Genomic DNA, 298 nt, shown 5'->3' with positions numbered 1-298 from the left:
CGAATGGACCGAGCGCATCAATAACTACCTGTTCGGCAGCCCTCAGGCCGGCCACGGTGAAACCTTTGCCCGCGCCGCCTGGGAGCACTGCATCGACCCCCGCTGGTCGCCGGCAATTTCCAACACGGAAAGCACGAAGGGCCGCGTATGCTTCAAGCAGAACTACGCTTGGGGCTGGGATCAGACGAACTGGCCCGATTGGGATCAGGCCATCAACGCCCATGTGGCCGGCTTGGCCCGCGGCTTTGGCTTCACCATCAGCTATTCGTACGCTCAGCGCTACTGCCCGCCCTATTTC

The 298-nt window shown here is 62.1% G+C and carries 1 pseudogene; it reads left to right on the top strand.

The features are described from left to right. Positions 1 to 298 (top strand): annotated as a pseudogene (locus tag PZH32_RS13070) (CMP-2-keto-3-deoxyoctulosonic acid synthetase); the annotation flags it as partial.

This window comes from Adlercreutzia equolifaciens, from assembly GCF_029076695.1.
GTDB classification, from domain to species: domain Bacteria; phylum Actinomycetota; class Coriobacteriia; order Coriobacteriales; family Eggerthellaceae; genus Adlercreutzia; species Adlercreutzia equolifaciens_A.
The sequence above is the reverse complement of the archived record's forward strand: the minus strand, read 5'-3'. Positions and strand labels throughout refer to the sequence as shown.